This window comes from Butyricicoccus sp., from assembly GCF_050872565.1.
Taxonomy (GTDB): domain Bacteria; phylum Bacillota; class Clostridia; order Oscillospirales; family Butyricicoccaceae; genus Butyricicoccus_A.
Map to the genome: position 1 here is coordinate 1 of NZ_JBNMHC010000322.1, position 2,529 is coordinate 2,529.

Here is a 2,529-nt window from a genome sequence, read left to right on the forward strand (position 1 = left end):
CCCCAGATGCGGCCGCCTGCCATGTGATTAAATACATTCGGCAGCGTGATGAACAACAGTGACGGGCCGGAATCCGGCTGCACGCCATACGCAAAGCACGCCGGGATAATGATAACACCAGCCATCAGAGCAACAAAGGTATCCAAACCCATGACGCTGAGTGCTTCGCCGGTCAGTCGTCTGGATTTATCCAGATAACTGCCGAAAATCTCCATGGAACCTATGCCAACGCTCAATGTAAAGAAGGCATGAGACATTGCCGCAAACAGGACATTGCCATAACCAATCTCTGCAAATTTGCTGATGTCTGGAATCAGATAGAACGCCAGGCCTTCCTGCATATTCGGCAGCAGCAACGAATGTACCGCCAGAACAACCATCAGGCAGATCAGCAGAATCATCATGACTTTGGTGATGCGCTCTACGCCGTTTTGCAGACCCAGTGCACAGATACTAAAGGCAATCAGCACCGCAATGACCATGAAAATCGTCATCTGTACCGGCGAGGTCAGCATGGTGCTGAATTTTCCGGCAATTTCATCCGGTTCCAACCCGTGCAGATTGCCGAACAACATGCGCAGGGCATAGTTCATCATCCAACCGGCAACCATGGTATAAAACATCATGAGCAAGTAGTTGCCAATGACGCTGAACCAGCGGAAGCGATGCCAATGGGTATTTTTCGGTTCCAAGTCATGAAACGCCAGTGCTTCACTGTGTCTGCTGGCACGTCCGATAGCATATTCGCAAATCAAGATTGGCCAGCCCAACACGGCTAAACAAATCAAATACAGGACAATAAATGCCGCGCCGCCGTTTTGTCCACAGATATACGGGAATTTCCATACGTTTCCCAGTCCAACCGCGCAGCCGGCAGAAACCAGAATGAATCCCAGTCTCGTGCCGAAATTTTCTCTTTTTTCCATCTCGTTTGTATCCTTTCGTGGTGTTCCTACAGTATAACACAGCTTTTTGAACTTTGGAACACTTTAAAGCAAAAAAGAGCTTGGAAAATGTTGTCTGTCTTCAAGCTCTTGACCAAAAAAGTCGGAACTGATCGAAATCAGTTCCGACTTTGCTTATTTCTGATCCTTTGGCTTGCCCGATGCAAAGCTGTAAATCAAAGCAAGGAATGCAGCTGCGACGCACATCCAGAAAATCAGCGCGGTCGTGCCATATTTCGAGAACATGTCGTAGTATCCCTTGACATAAATCACAATGATGAGCAGCGGAAGAACAAAGCGTACATACGGCTTGATAAACACCGGATACTTTAAGCCCTTGCCGGTGTCCACTTCACGGATGAAGTTATCCCAGCCCCAGCCGTTTTTCTTCGCACAGAACAGCACAAACAGCAGGCTGCCCAGCGGAAGCAGGTTATAGGAAACCAAGAAGTCCTCCAAGTCCATCAGCGTAGAGCCTTCGCCAATCGGCTGAATGCCAGACAGCACATTAAAGCCGAGAATTGCCGGCATCGACAGAAGAATAATCAGCACGATGTTGCGGCTGACTGCGGTCTTTCGATCCCAGTTGAAAATTTCCATCGTCATAGACAGAATATTCTCAAATACGGCGATAACGGTAGACAGTGCAGCAAACGTCATAAAGACGAAGAATGCTGCGCCCCAAATATCGCCGCCTGCCATGTGATTGAATACATTCGGCAGCGTAATAAACAGCAGCGACGGACCGGAATCCGGCTGTACGCCATACGCAAAGCACGCGGGAATAATGATAATGCCTGCAGTCAGAGCGACAAAGGTATCCAGTACGGTTACGCTGACTGCCTCGCCTGCCAGACGATTGGTCTTATCCAAATAGCTGCCGAAAATTTCCATTGCGCCGATACCCAGACTCAGCGTAAAGAACGCATGAGACATGGCTGCAAACAAAACATTGCCGAAGCCGATTTCTGCAATCTTGCCCAGATCCGGCACCAGATAAAACGCCAGACCCTCGCGCATGTTCGGCAGAACCAGAGAGTGAACTGCCAGAACGATCATCAAGCACATGAGCAGCAGCATCATGACCTTGGTGATGCGCTCTACACCGTTTTTCAGACCCAATGCACAGATGCTGAAAGCAATCAGCACGGAAATAATCATGAAGATGGTCATCTGCACCGGAGATGCCAGCATATCGGAGAATGCACCGGCAATTTCGTCCGGTGTTTTTCCCTTTAAGTTGCCAGTCAACATGCGCAGGGCATAGTTAATCATCCAGCCACACACCATGGTGTAAAACATCATGAGTAAGTAGTTGCCTGCCACGCCAAACCAGCGATACCGATGCCAGCGCGTACCCTTCGGCTCCAGCTCATGAAATGCCTTTGCCGTACTGTGACGGCTTGCACGACCCACTGCATACTCGCAGATCAGAATCGGCCAGCCGAGCAGTGCCAGACAAATCAAGTACAGCACAATAAATGCTGCGCCGCCATTCTGTCCGCAGATATATGGAAACTTCCATACATTGCCCAGACCCACTGCGCAGCCGGCAGAAACCAGAATAAATCCCAGTCTCGTACCG

Annotated in this window: 2 protein-coding genes; both read right to left on the reverse strand. The window is 49.6% G+C overall.

Annotated elements, in window-relative coordinates; translation table 11 throughout:
* Positions 1-926 (reverse strand): sodium-dependent transporter (locus ACR0P9_RS10775; protein ID WP_432620016.1); only part of this gene is annotated, 926 nt, incomplete at its 3' end.
* A 153-nt stretch (positions 927-1,079) separates the two neighbouring features.
* On the reverse strand, positions 1,080-2,529 hold a 1,450-nt coding region (locus ACR0P9_RS10780), incomplete at its 5' end, for a sodium-dependent transporter (protein ID WP_432620018.1).